This is a genomic window from Bradyrhizobium sp. 2TAF24 (genome assembly GCF_052115025.1).
Classification (GTDB): Bacteria; Pseudomonadota; Alphaproteobacteria; order Rhizobiales; family Xanthobacteraceae; genus Bradyrhizobium_A.
The window spans coordinates 39,701-59,243 of the sequence record NZ_JBFRFW010000001.1 but is presented as its reverse complement, the minus strand read 5'-3'; the positions used below and the strand labels follow the sequence as shown (position 1 = coordinate 59,243).

At 66.3% G+C, this 19,543-nt stretch carries 19 protein-coding genes and 1 pseudogene; 10 read left to right on the top strand and 10 right to left on the bottom strand.

Going from position 1 to position 19,543, the window contains the following annotated elements:
• Window positions 1-104 precede the first annotated feature (104 nt).
• A complete protein-coding gene (locus tag AB4Z37_RS00265; protein ID WP_441514674.1) occupies window positions 105-1,370 on the bottom strand; it encodes a flavin-dependent oxidoreductase in 1,266 nt (421 codons plus the stop codon).
• A 219-nt stretch (window positions 1,371-1,589) separates the two neighbouring features.
• On the opposite strand from AB4Z37_RS00265, the gene AB4Z37_RS00260 reads away from it, so the two are divergent.
• Window positions 1,590-1,985, top strand: a complete 396-nt coding sequence (locus AB4Z37_RS00260) for a carboxymuconolactone decarboxylase family protein (protein ID WP_441514673.1) — start codon at window positions 1,590-1,592, stop codon at window positions 1,983-1,985.
• A 55-nt stretch (window positions 1,986-2,040) separates the two neighbouring features.
• On the opposite strand, the pseudogene AB4Z37_RS00255 reads toward AB4Z37_RS00260, so the two are convergent.
• A pseudogene (locus tag AB4Z37_RS00255) lies at window positions 2,041-2,978 on the bottom strand (LysR family transcriptional regulator).
• A 139-nt stretch (window positions 2,979-3,117) separates the two neighbouring features.
• On the opposite strand from AB4Z37_RS00255, the gene AB4Z37_RS00250 reads away from it, so the two are divergent.
• The 3 genes from AB4Z37_RS00250 (at window position 3,118) to AB4Z37_RS00240 (ending at window position 6,365) form a co-directional block, all read left to right on the top strand.
• On the top strand, window positions 3,118-3,546 hold the full coding sequence (locus AB4Z37_RS00250; protein WP_441514672.1) for a nuclear transport factor 2 family protein: 429 nt from the start codon (window positions 3,118-3,120) through the stop codon (window positions 3,544-3,546).
• Between the two features lie 237 nt (window positions 3,547-3,783).
• Window positions 3,784-4,956 carry an acyl-CoA desaturase gene (locus AB4Z37_RS00245; protein ID WP_441514671.1) on the top strand — a complete coding sequence of 391 codons (1,173 nt, stop codon included), beginning with the start codon at window positions 3,784-3,786 and terminating at the stop codon, window positions 4,954-4,956.
• Window positions 4,957-5,162: 206 nt separating this feature from the next.
• Window positions 5,163-6,365: an MFS transporter gene (locus AB4Z37_RS00240; protein WP_441514670.1), complete on the top strand. Its 1,203-nt coding sequence runs from the start codon at window positions 5,163-5,165 to the stop codon at window positions 6,363-6,365.
• Window positions 6,366-6,465: 100 nt separating this feature from the next.
• Here AB4Z37_RS00240 and AB4Z37_RS00235 read toward each other — a convergent pair whose 3' ends face one another.
• Window positions 6,466-7,602: a site-specific DNA-methyltransferase gene (locus tag AB4Z37_RS00235; protein ID WP_441514669.1), complete on the bottom strand. Its 1,137-nt coding sequence runs from the start codon at window positions 7,600-7,602 to the stop codon at window positions 6,466-6,468.
• Window positions 7,603-7,978: 376 nt separating this feature from the next.
• Here AB4Z37_RS00235 and ypfJ point away from each other — a divergent pair, with 376 nt between their 5' ends.
• Together ypfJ and moaB are read left to right on the top strand one after the other, a co-directional pair.
• Window positions 7,979-8,923, top strand: coding sequence for a KPN_02809 family neutral zinc metallopeptidase (gene ypfJ / locus AB4Z37_RS00230; protein WP_441514668.1), 945 nt, complete (start codon window positions 7,979-7,981; stop codon window positions 8,921-8,923).
• A 16-nt stretch (window positions 8,924-8,939) separates the two neighbouring features.
• Window positions 8,940-9,494, top strand: a complete 555-nt coding sequence (moaB, locus tag AB4Z37_RS00225) for a molybdenum cofactor biosynthesis protein B (RefSeq protein ID WP_441514667.1) — start codon at window positions 8,940-8,942, stop codon at window positions 9,492-9,494.
• Between the two features lie 128 nt (window positions 9,495-9,622).
• Here moaB and AB4Z37_RS00220 read toward each other — a convergent pair whose 3' ends face one another.
• The 3 genes from AB4Z37_RS00220 to AB4Z37_RS00210 form a co-directional block, all read right to left on the bottom strand.
• Window positions 9,623-9,793, bottom strand: coding sequence for a hypothetical protein (locus AB4Z37_RS00220; RefSeq protein ID WP_441514666.1), 171 nt, complete (start codon window positions 9,791-9,793; stop codon window positions 9,623-9,625).
• Window positions 9,790-10,758 carry a bifunctional helix-turn-helix transcriptional regulator/GNAT family N-acetyltransferase gene (locus AB4Z37_RS00215; protein ID WP_441514665.1) on the bottom strand — a complete coding sequence of 323 codons (969 nt, stop codon included), beginning with the start codon at window positions 10,756-10,758 and terminating at the stop codon, window positions 9,790-9,792. Before AB4Z37_RS00215 ends, AB4Z37_RS00220 begins: the two co-directional genes overlap by 4 nt.
• A gap of 85 nt (window positions 10,759-10,843) precedes the next feature.
• Entirely contained in the window at window positions 10,844-11,419 is a 576-nt protein-coding gene (locus AB4Z37_RS00210; protein WP_441514664.1) for a glycosyl transferase, read from the bottom strand.
• Window positions 11,420-11,634: 215 nt separating this feature from the next.
• On the opposite strand from AB4Z37_RS00210, the gene AB4Z37_RS00205 reads away from it, so the two are divergent.
• A complete protein-coding gene (locus AB4Z37_RS00205; protein ID WP_441514663.1) occupies window positions 11,635-12,816 on the top strand; it encodes a PA0069 family radical SAM protein in 1,182 nt (393 codons plus the stop codon).
• Between the two features lie 23 nt (window positions 12,817-12,839).
• Complete coding sequence (locus AB4Z37_RS00200; RefSeq protein WP_441514662.1) at window positions 12,840-13,295, top strand: VOC family protein; 456 nt, start codon at window positions 12,840-12,842, stop codon at window positions 13,293-13,295.
• 23 nt (window positions 13,296-13,318) lie between these two features.
• On the opposite strand, the gene AB4Z37_RS00195 is transcribed toward AB4Z37_RS00200, so the two are convergent.
• A complete protein-coding gene (locus tag AB4Z37_RS00195; protein ID WP_441514661.1) occupies window positions 13,319-13,666 on the bottom strand; it encodes a DMT family transporter in 348 nt (115 codons plus the stop codon).
• A 242-nt stretch (window positions 13,667-13,908) separates the two neighbouring features.
• Here AB4Z37_RS00195 and AB4Z37_RS00190 point away from each other — a divergent pair, with 242 nt between their 5' ends.
• Complete coding sequence (locus AB4Z37_RS00190) at window positions 13,909-14,829, top strand: ribonuclease HII (protein WP_441514660.1); 921 nt, start codon at window positions 13,909-13,911, stop codon at window positions 14,827-14,829.
• 62 nt (window positions 14,830-14,891) lie between these two features.
• Window positions 14,892-16,400 (top strand): glycosyltransferase family 39 protein, encoded by a 1,509-nt coding sequence (locus AB4Z37_RS00185; protein ID WP_441514659.1) that lies wholly within the window; start codon window positions 14,892-14,894, stop codon window positions 16,398-16,400.
• Between the two features lie 23 nt (window positions 16,401-16,423).
• Here AB4Z37_RS00185 and AB4Z37_RS00180 read toward each other — a convergent pair whose 3' ends face one another.
• The 3 genes from AB4Z37_RS00180 to AB4Z37_RS00170 all read right to left on the bottom strand — a co-directional run bounded on the left by AB4Z37_RS00180 (window position 16,424) and on the right by AB4Z37_RS00170 (window position 19,488).
• Window positions 16,424-17,635, bottom strand: coding sequence for an MFS transporter (locus AB4Z37_RS00180; protein WP_441514658.1), 1,212 nt, complete (start codon window positions 17,633-17,635; stop codon window positions 16,424-16,426).
• A 165-nt stretch (window positions 17,636-17,800) separates the two neighbouring features.
• Window positions 17,801-18,676: an isocitrate lyase/PEP mutase family protein gene (locus tag AB4Z37_RS00175; protein WP_441514657.1), complete on the bottom strand. Its 876-nt coding sequence runs from the start codon at window positions 18,674-18,676 to the stop codon at window positions 17,801-17,803.
• A 53-nt stretch (window positions 18,677-18,729) separates the two neighbouring features.
• Complete coding sequence (locus tag AB4Z37_RS00170) at window positions 18,730-19,488, bottom strand: SDR family NAD(P)-dependent oxidoreductase (RefSeq protein ID WP_441514656.1); 759 nt, start codon at window positions 19,486-19,488, stop codon at window positions 18,730-18,732.
• Window positions 19,489-19,543 lie beyond the last annotated feature (55 nt).

Genomic DNA, 19,543 nt, shown 5'->3' with positions numbered 1-19,543 from the left:
AAATCACGCGTCCGCCCGACAGCATCGTGCGCTGAAGTCGCTCGTCGAATGATCAGCGTAGAGCCGGCTCTCGGCGTCCGGCCGGAGCAAGATCCAGGCGAACGCTAGCCTGCTCGCGGCACGACCGGTGGCTTGGCGTTGAGGGCTTCGACCTGGAAGCCGGCGACGCGCTTGTAATTGTTGGCGATCTCCTCGAGCTCCTGCTGCGACAGCACGTCGGTGACGACGTTGTACCCCTGCGGTGCCCGCTCCTCGACAAGCTGCATCACCTGCTCCGGACCGTTGCGCCGGTTCAGCTTGACGAGTTCCGTGGTGGCGGGGCGGCGCTCGGCTTCATAGGCCGCCAGCGCCGCATGGCTCTCGCCATGCTGCAGGATTTCCCGCGTCAGCACGCGGGCGTCGAGGATCGCCTGCGAGGCGCCATTGGAGCCGATCGGGTACATCGGATGCGCGGCGTCACCGAGCAGGGTGACACGGCCGAAGGTCCAGCGATCGAGCGGATCGCGATCGACCAGCGGATATTCATAGGCGTGCGGGCAGTTGCGGATCAGGCCCGGCAGATCGAGCCAGTCGAACCGCCAATCCTCGAACCAGGGCAGGAATTCGTCGAGCCGGGCGGAGCGGTTATAGTCCTCGCGCCGCCACTGGTAATCTGGATCGAGCAGCCGTTCGGCGACCCAGTTGATCTGGAACTTGCCGTTGCTGTCGGCGCTGCTGGTGATGGGGTAACAGACGAATTTCAGGCGCTCGTGCCCGGCCATGATCATGGTGCGCCCGGACAGGAAGGCATCGGCGGTGGTGATGCCGCGCCACAGGATACGGCCGTTCCACAGCGGCGCGCCCTCCTGTGGATAGAGCTTCTCGCGCACCGCCGAGTGGATGCCGTCGGCGGCGATCAGCAATGTCCCTTCATAACTGCCGGTGTCCGCGCCGGTCGCACGATCGATGAAGCGCGCGCGGACGCCGTCGCCGGTCTCGGCGAATTCGGCGAGGTGATGGCGCGTCAACACCGCATGGCGGCCAAGCCGCTCGATGACGGTGTCGAGCAGGATCTGCTGCAGGATGCCGCGGTGGATCGAGAATTGCGGCCAGCGATAGCCGGCCTCGAGTCCGCGCGGTTCCGACCAGATCGGCTGGCCACGTTTGGAGAAATAGGCGAGCTCCCGGGTGCGCACGCCGAACAGGTCCAGCCGGTCCGCAAGGCCAAGCTCGGTCAGCTCGCGCACCGCGTGGGGCAGCACGTTGATGCCCACGCCGAGCGGGCGCAACTCCGGCACGCTCTCGAATATCTTCGCCTCAATGCCGATCTGATGCAGGCTGAGCGCAAGCGTCAGACCGCCGATGCCGCCGCCTGCAATGAGAACCGTCATGGGGAGCAACTCCTGGTGGGATAGGGCCTCTTGGCATGACCGGGCGAGGCGGGCAACGACGAAAAAATTCTGGCGCAGTGCAACATGAAGACGCGCATCATGCGTCAATGTTCAGCAGGGCAAGTCGTTCGGCAGGCCTACATTGCCCCATGTTCGACGCGTAATCTGCGAGGTGACCATCCACGATTCCTTCGCCCCTCACAGCCGGAACCAGCCGCCATGAGCAAGCCCAAGCCGATCGACTATGCCGATGCCTCGCCGCCGGTGCGCGCCGTGTTCGACGACATCATGACCACCCGCAATGTCGAGGACGTCAACAATTTTTGGAAGTACCTCGCCAATGATCCGGTCACGCTGAAGCGGACCTGGGAGAGCCTCAAGGAGGTGATGGCCCCTGGCGCGCTCGATCCGCTGGTCAAGGAGATGATCTATGTCGCGGTCAGTGTCACCAACGGCTGCGGCTACTGCATCGCCAGCCACAGCGCCTCAGCGGCCAAGGCCGGCATGACGCCGGCACAGTTCGGTGAGCTGATGGCGGTGGTCGGCATGGCGAACGCGACCAACCGCCTCGTGAACGGCTATCGCGTGCCGATCGATCTAGCGTTCGAGACATGACGTCCAGGTATCCCGCTTTGCAAGTTCGCGGCACCTCGTGTTCAGCAAACGAGGCCTAGCGCGCGCGAGCGGTCCATTCGCCGCGTGGCAGCGCCTCCATCGCTTGGCCGATGTCGAGGATGCGGCGGCGTAGCCAGATCGATCCGGGATCGACCTGGGCGCGTGTCGGATAGAACATGAACTGCTCGTCGATGCCCGGTTCGAGCGGCGGCTTGACGGTCACAAGCCCGAGCGGCTGTGCCAGCGCCGCGATCAGGCGGCGCGGCACGAAGGCGACAAGATCGCTGCGCGCCGTCATGTGCAGCGCCTCGATGTAGCCGGGCACGACCAGTGCGATGGTGCGTTCGATACCCTTGTCGCGCAGCCATGTGTCGATCAGGTCCTCGCGCTGGCCGCGCCCGACCACCGCGACATGCCGCGCGGCGAGGAACGTGTCGAGGCGCTTCAGCCGTGCGCGCAGCGGATGATCCCACCGTACCGCGAGGGCGTCGCTGTCGGTGTAGAGCCTCTGGCGGTGGAAGCCCTTGAAGGCGTCGCCGATGCAGATCACGAGATCGATGGTGCGCGCGAATTCCGGCGTCATGATCGCGGGGCCGCGCCACGGCGCAACCTCCAGCCGCACCCGCGGCGCCTCGACCGCGAGGCGGTCGAGCAGGCGTGGCAGCAGCAGCTCCACCGCGATGTCCGGCATCATGATACGAAAGCGCCGCTCGCTGTGCGCGGCGTCGAAGCCCTCGGCGACGAACAGCCCGCGGACCTGATCGAGCGTCTGTGACAGTGGCGCCCGCAGCGCCTGTGCTCGCGGCGTCAGCTCCATGCGAGGCCCGACCCGCACCAGCAGCGGATCGCCCACGAGGTCGCGCAGCCGGCGCAATGCGTGGCTCGCCGCCGGCGCGACAGCCCGATCCGCAGCGCGGCGCGGCTGACGCTTCCTTCCGACAACAGGGCGTCGAGCGCCACCAGCAGGTTGAGGTCGAGCGAGGCCAAATTCATGGACGGAATATAGTTCATATAATGCATCGATTGGAAGAATGGCGATCGGCCGCTCAGACTGCGGGCGATCGAGGCATGGCGGACGCGCGGGATCGACTGGGCGTGCGCCGTGTGCTGGACGGCCAATAAGGAAACCATCATGACGACAACGGACATCAGGCAAACACTTCAGGCCATTTTCGATGGCCTCGCCAAGCGCGACGGCACGCTGTTCATCGACACCATGGCCGACGACATCATCTGGACGATCATCGGCAACAACTCGTGGTCGGGCGTCTTTCGCGGCAAGGAGGAGGTGCTGCGCGACCTTCTGATGCCGCTGCGCGCCTTGCTGGCGGAGCGATCGAGGACGGTGGCGTCGCGCATCATCGTCGATGGCGATTTTGCCGCAGTCGAAGCGCGTGGCCACAACGTCACGAAGACCGGCCGGCGCTACGACAACCAGTACTGTTTCACGTTTCGCTTCGCCGGCGACAGAATCGCGGAGGTGACCGAGTATTCCGATACTGAGCTGATCGTCAGCGCGCTGGGAGATCGCATGGCCGTGATGGCCGCAAAAGCGGACTGAGCCCGAGGGCCGCAAGCCGGGCCGATGTCGGTGAGAAATCCGGCATTGGCGCGTTTGGGATGCTGCTCATTTCCATGATTCGTTCCATCAAGCGCCAGCACCGGACGATTCTTCAAAATCGGCCGGTTCCGTGCTACGACATGTCGCGGGGCTGGACGCCGACGCGTTGGCCGGCGGGGGATATATGGTCTCCCGTGAAATGTCCCCGTGATTTCGAGCGGTAGAAACAAGACCCGAATGCCTGACAAGTTCCCTGAGACGTCCGCGGCCGACGAGCACGATGACATCATCTATCCGTCCGCCATTCCCTTCGTCCTCGTCCACCTGGCCTGCTTCGCTGCGATCTGGACCGGCGTGACATGGCAGTCCATCGCCATCTGCGTCGGGCTCTACTGGTTGCGCATCTTTGCGATCGGGGCGGGCTATCATCGCTATTTTTCGCACCGATCCTATGCGACCAGCCGGGTCTTCCAGTTCATCCTGGCGTTTCTCGCCCAGACCACAACCCAGAAGAGCGTGCTGTGGTGGGCGGCCAAGCACCGGCATCATCACCTGTTCTCCGATACCGAGAGCGACGTGCACTCGCCCCGCCAGAAGGGGTTCTTCTATAGCCATGTCGGCTGGATCTTCGCGCGCCGGCACGACACCACGGACCTGATCAAGGTCGATGATCTGGCGCGTTATCCGGAACTGATGTGGCTGCACCGGCTGGAGCAGCTGCCGGCGATTGTCCTGGGAACGCTGTGCTTCCTGATCGGCGGATGGTCCGGCCTTGTGGTCGGCTTCTTCTGGAGCACGGTGCTGGTCTACCACGCGACGTTCTGCATCAATTCGCTGGCCCACGTGCATGGCAGGAAGCGCTACGTGACAGGCGACGATTCCCGCAACAACTGGCTGCTGGCGCTGTTCACCATGGGCGAGGGCTGGCACAACAATCACCACGCCTATCAGAGCAGCGTCCGGCAGGGCTTCAAGTGGTGGGAGGTCGATCCGACCTACTACATCCTCCGCGCGCTGTCCTGGGTTGGCGTGGTCTGGGACCTGAAGGCGCCGCCGGAACAGGTGCTGCGCAACGAGCAGCAGCTGGGCTCCCGGGTCATCAACCGCGCGGCCGAGCAGCTGGCGGCGCGGTTCAATTCGGAGCGGCTCGCCGCGACCATCGCCGCGGGGCTGCACGGTCCCGATCTGACCGCGTTGCAGGATGCGCTCGCCCGCGCCCGGGATCGCACGACCCAGGTGCTGGCGACGTGGCATCTGCCGCACATGCCGAGCCGCGAGGAATTCATGGCGGAAGCGAAGGTGATGTTCGCCAAGACCCGGTCGCTGGACGACATCATCAATCGCGCCTACGAGATCGTCCTTGCCTCGGTCGGCACCCACCTCGCGGCCGCGGCGCAAGCGAGGTCGTAATCGCATCGCAATCACGCGGGCACGGGGAGCTTTCCTTCGCCCGCCGAAACCGGTTCTGACAGGAAACCTGGCGCCGTAATCCGGCGCCAGGTTTTTTTCGTTTCGGGTCTTGGCAGGTGAGTCGGAAAATAAGGGATCTTTGTCATTTCGGACATCGGCGGGATCGGCGATGCTGGGGATCAAATCCGAAGCAAGGTCTCGTTCGAATGACACCCAGCACGCGCAATGCCTTTGTCCTCGCTGTTTGCCAGGGGTTGTTCACGGCGGCGCTGTCGATCGACCTCACGCTCACCGGGCTGACGGGCTACCAGCTCGCCTCGGACAAGTCGCTGGCGACGCTGCCGTTCGCCCTCATCACGGTTGCCGGGGCGATCGCGACATGGTTCGCGTCGCAGTTGATGCAGCGTATCGGGCGCAGATGGGGTTTCATTGTCGGCGCCCTGACGTGCGCGGCTGGCGGGCTGTTGTCGGTGTGGTCGATTGTCCATGCCGACTTCTGGATGTTTTGCCTCGGCACCGCCGCAGTCGGCGTCTTCCAGGCCTTCGCGCAGTACTACCGGCTGGCAGCCGCGGATGCCGTTGGCACGGATCTCAAGGCGCGGGCGATTTCGACCGTTCTGGTCGGCGGCGTTATCGCCGCGGTTCTGGGGCCGGCGCTCGCGGCATGGAGCAAGAGTCTCCTTCCGGTGCTGTTCGCGGGGGCCTATCTGATGGTCTTCGGCCTTGGACTTCTCTCCGCCGTCGTTCTGCTGGTCGGGTATCGCGATGCGGAGCCTGTGCATGCCGATATCGTCACTTCGGATCTTCCGGCACGTCCGGTGACGACCGTGATGATGCAGCCGATTTCGCTGGCGGCGATCGCCAACAACGTGGTCGGCGGCGCCGTGATGATGCTGGTGATGACGGCCGCGCCGTTGGCGGCAGTCGCATGCCATCACAGCATCGATGACGGCGCCAACATCATTCAATGGCATCTCGTCGGCATGTATGCCCCGTCACTGTTCGCGGGCTATCTGATCCGGAAGTTCGGCCTGCCTTCCATCCTGTTCGCCGGAATGGCGCTCAGCGCCGCGTGCAGTGTGGTGGCGGTTGCCTCGGTCACGCTGGTCGCGTTCTACGTCGCGCTGTTCTGCCTCGGCGTTGGCTGGAACTTCATGTTCGTCGGCGGGACGACGCTGCTGGCACAATCCTATCGGCCGGCCGAGCGGGCGCGCGTGCAGGGAACGGCCGAGATGATTCGCTTCGTGGCAACGGCCATCGCGTCGCTGTGCTCCGGACCGCTGCTGGAACGATATGGCTGGGCCGATCTCAACATCGTCGTTTTGCCGATGATTGTGATCGCGGCCGCGATGACGTGGGTGTGGGTTCGCGCGGAGCGGCGCGAACGCGCGTCGTTCGCTGCCGCGTAGCGCCTGAAGCTGTTCCCGCCGCCGCGGTACCGACAAGAAAAATGCCCGCGGCGCGCGCGGGCATTGGGAGCATGGTATCAGGATGATCGGGACGGCGATGTCAGCCGGCCGCCGCCATCTCGCTGCGAATCTCGGCACGCAGTTCGTCGATCAGGCGCAGGCCCTTCTTGGTCTCGATGTGCCAGAACGTCCAGCCGTTGCAGGCTTGTGCGCCCTGCGCCAGCGCGCCGATGCGATGGATCGAGCCGACCTTGCCGTCGAGCATGACGGCGCCGTCGGCGCGTACCAGCGCGCCATACTTTTTCTTGGCATCGACGAGCTTGGTGCCCGGCGAGATCATGCCACGCTCGATCAGCTCGGAGAACGCCACGCGCGGCGCTTCGCGTGCGGTCATGAACGGGGCGAGCGTCGCCTCGGGCAGCGGCTCGATGGCGGCGATGCGCTTCTCCGCCGCTGCGGCATAGGTGCGTTCGCGCTCGAAGCCGATGTAGTTGCGGCCGAAGCGCTTGGCGACCGCGCCGGTGGTGCCGGTGCCGTTGAACGGATCGATGACGAGATCGCCGGGCTTCGACGACGACAGCAGCACGCGGGCGAGCAGGCCTTCGGGCTTCTGGGTCGGGTGGATCTTCTTGCCGTCGGCGCCCTTGAGACGCTCTTCGCCGGTGCACAGCGGGATCAGCCAGTCGGAGCGCACCTGCACGTCCTCGTTGGCCGACTTCAGCGCTTCGTAGTTGAAGGTGTAACCCTTGGCGTTCTCGTCGCGCGCGGCCCAGATCATGGTTTCGTGCGCGTTGGTGAAACGCCGGCCGCGGAAGTTCGGCATCGGGTTGCTCTTGCGCCAGACGATATCGTTCAGGAGCCAGAAGCCCAGATCCTGCATGATCGCGCCGACGCGGAAAATGTTGTGATAGGAGCCGATCACCCACAGCGTCGCCGACGGCTTCATGATGCGGCGGCAGGCGAGCAGCCAGGCACGCGTGAAGTCGTCGTAGGCACTGAACGAGGCGAACTTGTCCCACTCGTCGGTGACGGCGTCGACATGGGAGTCGTCGGGACGCCGCAGATCACCTCGAAGCTGGAGGTTGTACGGCGGATCGGCGAACACCAGGTCGACCGAACCGGCCGGCAGCTTTGACATTTCGGCGACGCAATCGCCGACGATGATGCGGGACGACGGCGAAGATTCAAAATGAGTGCGGGGCGCCTTTGCAGACGCCCCGCGACGCGACACACCCATGACTCAAACTCTGACTCAGGCGACGCAGCCGGCGACGCGGGACCAACAAACCAGCTATCCACACCATGGCGCTCCAAGGTAAAAAACGACTTAACCGTAGGCAGCTTCTTCCGTGTGCCGCGCGTGTGGCGCGTATTTTTTGTGACGCGAGGTGTGCGACGTGACTTGCGCGTGCGTAAATGCTGCCGGAACCGGGGCGAATCGCCGGATGATCAAGCCGTGCGCCGCGGCATGGCCGCGCATGCGACAAGACGCGTTGCGGCCACTAGGCAATTTTTGCCGGGCGCGCTAATTGTTAAGTGATCGGACATGGTGCGGCCTGGCCGCGTCGTCTCGCGGCGGTTCGCTGCAGGACCAGCAATGAAGGAGATGCCTGATGCGCTACGATGACTTTCGTCGCAGCGACAACATCGACGACCGCCGGGACGGGGATGGTGGTGGCGGGTTCGGCGGTGGCGGAGGCGGCTTTGGTCTTCCGATCGGCGGGGGCGGCGGGCTCGGCATCGGAACCGTGATCGTGCTCGGCCTGATCGGCTGGGCCGTCGGTATCGATCCGCGCATCCTGATCGGCGGCGCCGAGATTCTCTCCGGCGGCAGCCAGCAGGCTCCGAGCTATCAGGCCGACCGCAGGTCGGCGCCAGCGAAGAGCGGCGCGCCCAAGGACGAAATGGGCAGCATGATCGCCGGCGTGCTCGGCGAGATCGACGACCGATGGACCGAGATCTTCCAGGCGAGCGGCCAGACCTACACCGGCCCGCGCATCGTGCTGTTCCGCAATGCCACCAATGGCGGCCGCTGCGGCATGGCGCAATCGGCGATGGGGCCGTTCTACTGCCCGCCGGACCGGCAGATCTTCCTCGACACCGGCTTCTTCCGYGAGGTCGAGACCCGTTTCCACGGCTGCTCCGGCAGCGCCTGCAAGTTCACGGCGGCCTATATCATCGCCCACGAGGCCGGCCATCATATCCAGAACCTGCTCGGCGTCCTGCCACGCGTCACCCGGCTGCAGCAGCAGGCCGGCAGCAAGGCGGAAGCCAATGCGCTGCAGGTCAAGGTCGAGCTGCAGGCGGACTGCCTGTCCGGCGTGTGGGTCAACCGCGAGCAGAAGAAGCGCAACTTCCTCGACCCCGGCGACATCGACGCCGCGCTGACCACCGCATCGGCGATCGGCGACGATACGCTGCAGCGCCAGGCCACCGGTCGCGTGGTGCCGGACTCGTTCACCCACGGCTCGGCCGAGCAGCGCAAGCGCTGGTTCATGACCGGCTACCAGCAGGGCTCGATACAGGCCTGCAACACCTTCGCCGCGAACAACCTGTAACGCTGCGAGGGCGGCCATGGCTGCGACCGACGACACCAAGCCGTTCGTGCCGCTCAATATCGCGGTGCTGACGGTGTCCGATAGCCGGACGCTCGACGACGACAAGTCCGGCGCGACGCTGCAGGAGCGTCTCATCGCCGCGGGGCATCGCCTCGCGGCGCGCGATATCGTGCCCGACGATGTCGCTGAGATCCGCGGCCGGGTGAAGGGCTGGATCGCCGATCCCGGAGTGGACGTCATTATCACCACCGGCGGTACGGGTTTCACCGGCCGCGATGTCACGCCGGAGGCGGTCGAGCCGCTGTTCGAGAAGCGGATGGACGGTTTCTCCATTGCCTTCCACATGCTGAGCCATGCCAAGATCGGTGCCTCGACGATCCAGAGCCGGGCCACCGCCGGCGTTGCGGGTGCGACCTATATCTTCTGCCTGCCTGGATCGCCCGGCGCCTGCCGGGACGGCTGGGACGGCATTCTCGCCGCCCAGCTCGACTACCGCACGCGCCCCTGCAACTTTGTCGAGATCATGCCCCGCCTCGATGAGCATCTGAAACGCGGCAAGGCGAGGGGCTGATAAAAAGGCTGAAAGCCTGAGTCTCGTCGTGCATTGACGCGACGAAGGCGCGTAGCCCGGATGAGCGTCGCGATATTCGGGATTGACGTCCAAGGGCGTAGCGCCGGGTGTCGCTACGCTTGTCCCAGCTACAGCTTCAGTTTTGTGAACCCGAGCCCTGTGACCCACACGAGAATGTCGCGCAGCCAGCGCCCCGCCTGCCGATAGGCGACGACACGCAGCGCCTGCGCACGCGTTCTCTGGGCGGCGATCAGCTCGTGCGTCACGCGCGGTTGTCGCCCGCGACGCATCGGCGTCATGGCTGGCGTCCGGATAGCGCGAGCTCCCAGGTCTCGCCAACGAGATCATGGCCGAAGCTGTGGTGCGGTTCGACGCCGACCCGTACGAAGCCCGCGTCGCTGTAGATCCGCCGGGCTGCCAGAAGGATATCCTGCGTCCACAGTGTCATCTTGCGATAGCCGCGTGCACGGGCGAAGCCGATGCATTCGTCCACCAGCCGCTTGCCGAGCCCGAGGCCGCGCGCGGCGGGGTCGACCAGCAGCAGCCGCAGCTTCGCCACCTCGTCCGATTGCCGCACCACGAACACCGCCCCCAGCCGCTCGCCGTCGCGCTCGGCGATCCAGCAGTGCTCGCGGGCAGGATCGAAGTTTTTCACGAAGCTTGCGACGATCTCGGCGCACAGCGCCTCGTAGGAGATGTCCCAGCCATATTCGCGGGCATAAACGGCGCCGTTCTGCTGCACCACCCAGCCCATGTCGCCGGGCTGATGGGGGCGCAGCTCGATGGCAACGGCGCGTTTTTCGTCGGCATGCAGGATGCGCTCGATGCGCGCCATCGCGCCGACGAGCTCGGCCCGGTCGTGGAGCGCGAGTGGCTGCAGCAGCTCGCCGACGGCTGCGCGTGAGCGGCCGTCGAGCGTGGCAAAGGCCGCGTGGCCCTTGGCGGTGAGGACCATGCCGTGCTGGCGGCGATCGGAGGCGAGCGGCGTGCGGGTGATCAGTGCCTCATCGGTGAAGCGCTGCACGATGCGGCTGAGATAGCCGGCATCGAGGCCGAGCTCGGCGCCGATGATCTTGGCGGTGAGGTCATCGCGGTGGGCCAGCTCGAACAGCACTCGCGCTTCGGTCAGCGAGTAGGGGCTCTGCAGCAGGTGCTGGTCGAGCACCCCGATGGTGGCGGTGTAGCGCCGGTTGAAGCGGCGGATCGCAGCCACCTGTGTATCGAGGGCGGTTTGGGAGGAGAGGCTGGAAGAAGCATCGGGCATGACGGCACGGTCCAACTCGGAAGAAGGACAGTGTCGACAAGTAATATGACTTAGTCAAATAATTATTTTGACCAAGTCAATTAAATCATCCGGCCGGAACGAAGATTCGCGTCCGCAGCAGCGCCCGGCCCGAGCGGCCGAGGTGGGCGAGCAGGCGGGCCTCCGCCCGCCGCGCCGTTGGCGAGTAGCCGCCGAGCCGGTCGTAATGGCTGCGTGCGATCAGGAGGCCCTGCTCGGCGAGCGGGCCGGACAGGATACGGGTGAGCTGCCGCAGCCGCGCGCCCAGCGACAACTCCGCATAGGGCGAGCGCGCGTAACGGAACACGCCGGCGCGTGGTTTGCCGCTCAGCGCAACGGTCTGGATGAACTGCGAGGTCTCATCGATCCAGCCGTGGTCGAGCACGGCGCCGGGGTGCAGGAACATCAGCCAGTCTGAACGCGCCTGATGGGCTCCGGCCGCCAGCGCTTCCGCGCGTGTGCCCGTGGCGGCGAGGAAGTTGCAACCGGCGACGTCAGCTACCCGGGCGATGGTGTCGCTGCCGGAACGGTCGACCAGCAGCACTTCGCGAATGACCCCGGCGGCGGCGCCCGGCACCAGCGCGGCCAGCGTGGCGACGACGGGGGGCTCGCTGCCCTCGGTCGGAATAATGACACTCAGCATGAGGCGTTGTGGTCCCGCGCTCTGTTCCCGGCACTGCAGCCTTATCATCTTGCTGTCATGAAATCAGCTCTCTGGTTCCGCGCTTCACTTAATCCCTTGGCCAGATGCTTTCGGTTCGGAGACGCTCGCGTTCGCCCAGAGCGTGCTGCGAGGAGACGGCGGGATAACCGCATTTTGTTCTTGTTTTGTTCAAAGCGCCCACCTACATTGGCGACATGAGCCAGGTCTCCCGCGCCAAAACGTCTCGTACCGCGTCGCTCCCGCCGGTGTCGGTGTCCTCCCCGCCGCCGGTGGGAGCTGTGGCGCCGTTCGGCGAGCCGGAAGCGCTCGTCGACAAGCAGCGTCGCCGCGGTCGCGGCGCGCAGTCCAACACCAGCGGCCGCTATGAGGCGGAAGCGCGTGTCGCCTTCGACGATGGCTGGCAGAGCCTGGAAGATCTGCCCGCATTCAAGACCTCCGTCAGCGTCGATACCGCGCGCAAGGTGATCACCCGCAACGATTCGCCCGACATCGGCTTCGACCGTTCCATTAATCCCTATCGTGGCTGCGAGCACGGCTGTGTCTACTGCTTCGCGCGGCCGACCCATGCCTATATGGGGCTGTCGCCGGGTCTCGATTTCGAATCGAAGCTGTTCGCCAAGCCGGACGCGCCGAGCCTGCTGGAGAAGGAGCTGGCGACGGCGGATTACGAGCCGCGCATGATCGCGATCGGCACCAACACCGATCCCTATCAGCCGATCGAGCGCGAGCACCAGATCATGCGCGGCATCCTCGAGGTGCTGGAGCGCGCCGGCCATCCGGTCGGCATCGTCACCAAGTCGGCGCTGGTGATGCGCGACATCGACATCCTGTCGCGGATGGCCAAGCGTAATCTGGTCAAGGTCGCGCTGTCGGTCACCACCATGGATCCGAAGCTCGCGCGCACCATGGAGCCGCGGGCGGCGACGCCGGCACGGCGGCTGGAAGCATTACGGGCGCTCTCGGAGGCCGGCGTGCCGACCACGGTGATGGTCGCGCCGATCATCCCGGCGCTGAACGACAACGAGATCGAGCGTATCCTCGACGCCGCCGCTCACGCCGGCGTGAAGGAGGCGAGCTATGTGCTGCTGCGCCTGCCGCTCGAGGTGCGCGACCTGTTCCGTGAGTGGCTGATCGCCAACTATCCCGATCGCTATCGCCACATCTTCACGCTGATCCGTGACATGCGCGGTGGTCGCGACTACGACTCGCAGTGGAACACGCGCATGAAGGGCACCGGGCCGCTGGCCTGGATGATCGGGCGCCGCTTCGAGATCGCATGCGGCAAGGTCGGCATGAACAAGCGCCGTGCCCGGTTGACAACAGAGCATTTTGCTCGGCCCAAGCGCGGTGGCCAGCAACTAGGCCTGTTCGATTGAGTTAAGTCAGGAAGAGAGTCAAAATGTCTGATCGTCCATCCGCCCCGCAGGCGCGTTTCACCGTGGTCACGCTCGGCGTTGCCGATGTCGGCCGCGGCGCGGCGTTCTACGCGGCGCTGGGCTTCACGCGCAAGCTCAGGGTGACCGGCGACAACGTCGCCTTCTTCGAGACCGGTGGATCGGTGCTCGCGCTCTACCCCTGGGACAGTCTTGCGCGGGATGCCGCGCTGCCTGAAGCGCCACGCCCGGCGGCGTTTCGCGGCACGACGCTGGCGTGGAATTGCCGCAGCGAGGCGGAGGTCGACGACGTGCTGGCGTTCGCCCTGGCACACGGCGCGTCTCTTCTGAAGGCGGCACATCGCACCGACTATGGCGGGTATTCCGGCTATTTCGCCGATCCGGACGGCCACCCCTGGGAAGTCGTGGTCGCGCCGGGCATCGAGGTCGGCGATGATCGCCGGGTGCATCTCGCCGACTGATGGACCTGCGCGGCTGTCGCGGATCAGGCCTTGGTTGACAGGTTGAGCCCCGCGGCGCCGGCGACGATCAGCGCGATGAACAGCACCTGCGTCATGGTGAGCGGCTGGCGCAGGAACAGCCAGCCGGTCATCGAGATCAGCAGGATGCCGACCCCCGACCAGATCGCATAGGCGACGCCGACCGGAATGCGTGTCAGCACATGCGACATCGTCCAGAAGCAACCGGCGAAGATCAGGATTGCGATGAGGCCGTAGAGCGGCCGGCTGAAGCCGTCGGATTTGGTCAGCAGGGTCGTCGCCGTGACCTCGGCGATGATGCAGAGACCCAGCAGTCCCCACGGGCTGGTAAGCGTGTTCAGCAAACCGTTCATGTCATTCCCATCGTGGTGGCAGCGCGCGGCGCCATGCCTGCAATCTGAAGGTGAGGCCGGTCGCAGCTAGCATCGCAACACGACCGCAGCATGATGGAACATGCTGCTGGTCCCGCGGCTGTGTGAGTTCGTGTGGAAGCCGCCGAGAATGCGACGGGCCTCGGCCGCCATATGCCGGAATTGCGGGCATTCCGTGGATTTCCGGGTTGCGTGCACGGACATGTGGTCGCAGCATCGCGGCCATGATTCGGAGCAAGGCGCAGCGCAAGCCGAAGGCGGACGGCGAGGCCGATGGAACCGCGGACGCCGCGTCGCCGCGCGCCAAGGCGATCGTGAAGTCCGAGGCCGTTGCAAAGCCCAAGACCCTGGCAAAGCCCAAGACCCTGGCAAAGCCCAAGACCTTGGTGAAGCCCAAGACCTTGGTGAAGCCCAAGTCAACAGCGAAGACCAGGCCGGCCGCCGCGGCGCCGCCCAGCTTTCGCCGCGAGCGCGCATTGCTGAAGCGCGGTATCTGGCCGATCGCCGGCTGTGACGAGGTCGGGCGCGGCCCGCTGGCCGGGCCGGTGGTGGCGGCCGCGGTGATTCTCGATCCGGACCGGATTCCGAAAGGCCTCGACGATTCCAAGCGGCTGAGTCGCGAGCGGCGCGAGGCACTGTTCGAGGAGATCTGCGCCACCGCGTCATTCTCGGTGGCGGTGGCGCCGCCGTCGCGGATCGAGCGCGACAATATCCTGCGGGCGTCGCTGTGGGCGTTGGCACGTTCGGTCCATGCGCTGCCGCAGGCGCCGCAGCATGTGTTCGTCGACGGCCGTGATCGCATCGATGTGCCCTGCGGCTGCGACGCGGTGATCGGCGGCGATGGCCTCGTGGTCTCTATCGCCGCCGCCTCGATCGTCGCCAAGGTGGTGCGCGACCGCCTGATGGGCAAGCTCGCGGAAGAGCATCCGGGGTATGGTTTCGAACAGCACATGGGTTATGGCGTGCCGCTGCATCTTGCGGCATTGAACGAACTCGGCCCGACCGCCCACCATCGCCGCCTGTTCGCCCCCGTGGCAGCCGCCTGGCGCAAGCATGGCGGCGACGACCTGCGGGAGGAGGCCCCGGCGCCCGATGCCCAGGCCGACCTGTTCGACGCCTGCGAGAGTGCCAGGAACGTTGCCTGACCGGCCGCGGCGGCTTATCACTGGCGGTATTCGCCAGATTGCCCCGCCACCGGTTCGCCCGCATGCGTTTCACCTCCCTGATCGTCGAACTGGTCCGCGCGCGCCCCAAATTGATCTTCTGGATCGTGGTGCTGGCGCAGGCGGCGCTGTGGCTGCTGCTGCCGACGCTGCTGTATCGCAGTCCGCCGGGCGACGTCGCGACGCTGCTGGTGTTCGGGCGCGAGCACCAGGTCGGGACCGATATCGGCCCGCCGCTGGCGTTCTGGCTCGCCGACATCGCCTTCCGTGCCGCGGGGCATCATGTCGTCGGCGTCTATCTGCTGTCGCAGGCCTGTTTCGTCGTCACCATGTGGGCGCTGTTCGAACTCGGCGCCGCGGTGGTCGGCCGCCAGCAGGCCGTGCTCGCGGTGATGCTGACCGCGACCTTCGGGGTGTTCAGCTTTCCCGGCGTCGAATTCGGTCCCCAGGTGCTGGCGCGGCCGCTGTGGGCACTGGTGCTGCTGCATGGTTTCCGGGTGACGGGACAGGGCCGCGGCAACGCCTGGTTCGCGTTGTCGATCGAGGCCGGCCTGTTGCTGCTGACCACCCACGCGGCGATCGTGCTGCTGGCGCTGCTGCTCGGCTTCATGTTGGCGACTGCGCGCGGCCGCCGCGCGCTCGCCTCGCTCGATCCGTGGTTCGCGCTGATCGTGATCGTGGTGCTGGTGCTGCCCTATCTGATGTGGCTGGTACGCGCCAACTCGCTACACCTGCCGCCGCTGCCGCCACTGCAGGAGGCCGGCGCGCGCGCCACGCGCTGGGGTGAATTGCTGCTCGGCCTGGTGCTGGCGATGGCGGGCATTGCGATCCTCGCCATCTTCAACGCCCGGCGCTGGTCGCAGAAGCCGGACGATGCCCCTGCCATCTTCCGTCCGCCGGTCGATCCGTTCGCTCGCCAATATGTGCTGTTCTTCGCTTGTGCCCCGGCGCTGGTGCTGACGCTTCTCACCGCCCTGTTCGGCTTTGCGCAGATCACCGGCGGTGCGGGCACGGTGCTGCTGCCGGCCGGGCTCGCCGCAATCCTGTTCGCTGGCGACCTCATTCCGTTGCGGCGGCAGGAGGTGCTGCGCACGGTGTGGGCCGCGATTATTGCCGCCCCTGCAGCGGCGACGCTGCTGTTCGTGCTGTTGCAGCCCTGGGCTGGTGTCGAGGTGCCAACCTCGCTGCCGGCGGCGGAGATCGGCCGCTTCTTCGGTGAGAGCTTCGAGCGGCGCACCGGGCAGCCGCTGCGTGCAGTTGCCGGCGATCCGCAGCTTGCCTCGTTGATCGCGCTTGGTGCTGCGCGTCAGCCGCACCTGTTCCTCGACGCCATGCCCGAGCGCACGCCGTGGCTGAGCGATGCGAAATTCGCGGCGACCGGCGGCATCGTGGTGTGGCGCGCCGCCGACACCGCCGGCACGCCGCCCGAGGATATCGCGAGGCGCTTTCCCGGCATCGCGCCGGAAGTGCCGCGCGCGTTCGAGCGCACCGTCAATGGCCGCCTGCCGCAGTTGCGGGTCGGCTGGGGAATCGTGCGGCCGAAATCGTCCTGACGGGGCAGGACTTCAGCAGGTCTTCAGGCTTGGACAGTCCCTCGTCGCGCCCGCGCGGTGATGATCAGAACCGCCAGAGCCAGTGCAACCGGTGGGAACACGACGGCCGTGACCGTCGGCCAGCCGTAATTCGTCAGCAATTGGCCTGACGAGAACGACCCGATCGCCATCATCCCGAACACCAGGAAATCGTTGAACGCCTGCACCTTGTTGCGCTCCTGGGGGCGGTGGGTCTCGACAACCAGCGCGGACGCGCCGACGAAGGCGAAATTCCACCCCAGCCCGACCACGATCAGCGTCACCCAGAAATGCAGCGCGGTGATGCCGGAATGGCCGATGGCCGCGGCGAGCGCTTCGAGCAGCAACCCGGCCGCCACCACCCGCGGCGCGCCGAAGCGCGCGATCAGCGTGCCGGTGACGAAGCTCGGCGCATACATCGCCACCACGTGCCACTGGATGCCGAAATTGGAATCGCTGACGCTCAGGCCACAGAACTTCATCGCCAGCGGCGCCGAGGTCATCAGCAGGTTCATCATGGTGTAGGCGACCGTGCCGCACAGCGCCGCGGCGACGAATCGCGGCTGCCGTGCGATCGTCACGAGCGGCCGGCCATCGGCGAGGTCGGTCGCGGCCGGCGGCGGTGCATCGACGCCGGCCAGCACCGCCATCGCCACCAGTGCGATCACCATCTGGGCGACGAAGCTGGCCGCGAACAGGAACGGCGGCCAGATATCCATGGTCCACTGCACGAGCTGCGGACCGAGCACGCCGGCGAACACGCCGCCCGCCATCACCCAGGAGATCGCTTTCGGCCGGTAGGACGCGCTGGCGCCGTCGGCCGCGGCGAAACGATAGGACTGCGCCACCGCGGCATAGAGGCCGCCGAGGAACGTGGCAAAGCAGAACAGGGCGAAGGAGCCGCGCAGGATCGCGACCGCGGCGATGAGACCGCACAGCGCACCGCAGCCGGTGCCGAGCATGAATGCGACACGCCGGCCGAAGGCGCGGGAGATCGCGCCCGTCGGCAGCGTGCCGCAGGCCATGCCGACGACATAGATCGTGAGTGGCAGTGTCGCCAGCGACGTGCTCGGCGCCAGCGTCGCGCCGATGATCGAGCCGGTGGCGAAGATCACCGCGGCATTGGCGCCGGTGAGCGATTGGGCGATGGCCAGCCGCAGCACATTGGCGCGCGCCCGGGCGTCGTCACAGGCCTCGTCGACGGCGATTGCGGTCATTTCTTCTTCGATTCCGGCAAACTAAGGGAAATTGTTCCCTTTATGACGGAAGATGGAGGTGAATTCTATCGATTTTGCCGTCTGGGATAGCAGCTATGTCCCGCCGTGCGGTTTACGCTACCGCGAACGGGCCCCTGGACTGCATGCCCAGTGGATAAGATGCCGTCAGGAACCGGCCGACCAGCCATAGGCCTCGTCGAGATGCTCGAACTCGGACAGCCCGACGATGGCGCTGTACTCCTGATAGCTCACCATGTCGGTGGCGCGGGCGCGCGGGGTGCCGTCGCGCTTGAGCACCGCCAGCGTGTCGGCGATCGCCTTGACCGCGGAGAACAGCGTCGACACCGCGTAGAAGGCAAGCTGGAACCCCATCTGCTCGAGGTCTCGCGCGGTCAGGGCGGTGGTCTCGTTGCCGTCGACGATGCTGACCACTTTCGGGCCCTCGATCGCCTTGGCCACCGTCTCGACCTCGGCGATGGTCTTGATGCCGTCGACGAACACCAGGTCGACGCCTGTGTCCTGGTACATCCTGGCGCGCCGGATCGCTTCCGCCGCGCCGGCGGCCGGCAGCGCGTCGGTGCGCGCGATGATCAGCATGTCGCTGTCGCCGCGCGCCGCGAGCGCACAGCGCAGCCGTCGCACGTTTTCTTCCGCCGGGATCAGGCGCACGCCCGCGAGCTGGCCGCAGCGCTTCGGCAACTGCTGGTCTTCGAGATGGATCGCCGCGACGCCGGCCTGCAGATATTCCTGCACGGTCCGGGTGATGTTCGCCGGGCCGCCATAACCGGTGTCGGCGTCGGCGATCACCGGGATGGATACCGCGCGCGTCATGTCGCGGGCATGGGTGGTCATCTCGGTCTGGCTCAGCAGGCCGAGATCGGGCAGGCCGAGCCGGCTCGCGGTGGCGCCGAAGCCGGTCATGTAGATCGCGGGAAAGCCGGCCTGCTGCACAAGGCGCGCGGTGAGGGCGTCGGGGGCTCCCGGCGCCTGGATGATTCGTCCCTGGCCGAGCAGGGTTTTCAGCGCACGCGCCTGTGTCATGGTGGAGCCTGTTGTCTGATGCGAATGATGATCGTGCGAATAGAGCCTGCTGTTTACCGCCCGCCGGAGACGTCCAGCACCACGCCGGTGATGTAGGCGGAGGCCGGCGACAGCAGCCACACCGCAGCGTCGGCGACCTCGGCGGCGGTACCGAGCCGCTTCAGAGGAATGACGTCGGCCATGGCGGCGATCTGCTTGGGGTCGGCAAACACGTCGTTCTGGATCTCGGTGTCGATCACCCCGGGTGCGAGCGCGTTGACCCGCACGGCCGGCGCCAGTTCCTTGGCGAGCGCGACGGTGAAGCTCGACATCGCGCCCTTGGTGGTGGCGTAGGCGATGCTGCCGACCATGCCGCCGGTGCGCGCGGCGATCGACGACAGGCCGACGATCGAGCGCTGCGGCTTGTCGCTGGTGTGGCGGCAGAATGCGCTCGAGACATAGAATGCGCTCTTGAGGTTGACCGCGAGGACGCGTTCGAGCTCGGCGGCGTCGAGCTCGCGCACCGTCATGCGGCGGCCGATGATGCCCGCATTGTTCACGACATGGTCGATCGGGCCGAGCCTGGAGGCGACCTCGGCAGCGGCTGTGTCCACCGCGGCCTTGTCGGAGACGTCGACATGACGCGTCAGCACCTGGGCGCCGTAGGTCCGCGCAAGCTCCGCGAGACGGTCATCGCGCAGATCCCACACCGCGAGCTTCGCGCCCGCCGCGAGCAGCTTCTCGGTAACCGCACGGCCGATGCCGGAGGCGCCGCCGGTGACGAGCACAACGCGGTCACGGAAAAAGGCGGTGTCGGCAGCAGGTGCAGTCATGGCGTCCTCGTGTCGTGATGGGCCGGGCAACGACGGCGGAACCGTTGCAAGGCGA